This is a genomic window from Dellaglioa sp. CoH-55-MRSF-8 (assembly GCF_056782195.1).
In genome coordinates, this window is sequence record NZ_JBXAYH010000055.1 from 1 (window position 1) to 566 (window position 566).

The window sequence follows — 566 nt, forward strand, 5'->3', positions numbered from 1 at the left end:
TCCAGTGGCTCGTACCAATCGCTGGAACATCCGGAGTGGTATCGCGATGAGCGGTTCGACAACAAGTCTCCGGATGATCTGTTCTGGTTTGGCTACTGGGATGGCCGCGAGGGCGTGATGACCCACATCGATCGCCTGCTCGAAAACGGAACGCTGTTTGCCCAGTGGCCGCTGATGCGCCGCGCATGGGTCCCACTTTTCATCAGCAGCTACGACTGGAAGAGCGCTGAGTACAAGGAAGCGGATAAGCATGGTTGGACCGTGAGCAGCGCATGGATCGATCGCCTCGGTGAAAGCCGGTTGCTCGACGCAGCACCCGAGATTCACACGATCCTCAACGGCAACAAGATGCGATAAGTACTTGACGGGGGCTGAGGCTCCCGTTATACTTTATTTCATCAATTCACAGGAGGAAATCATGGCGAAGCGCAAAACGGTCAAGCACTCGGACCTGAAACACGGAGTGACGCTGTTCGCAGCACAGGTATTGCCGAACAGTGAAGACGGCTACAGCGCGAGCACTTCCGAGTTCTTTGTTGTGGGCCGCACGGTGCGCAGGGCATCAC

Annotated in this window: 1 protein-coding gene; it reads left to right on the plus strand. The window is 56.7% G+C overall.

Annotation, left to right across the window (positions count from 1 at the left end; genetic code table 11):
• The coding region (locus AC1RPW_RS07860) for a hypothetical protein (RefSeq protein ID WP_481769422.1) at positions 1-357 on the plus strand (357 nt) is incomplete at its 5' end.
• Between the last annotated feature and the right edge of the window lie 209 nt (positions 358-566).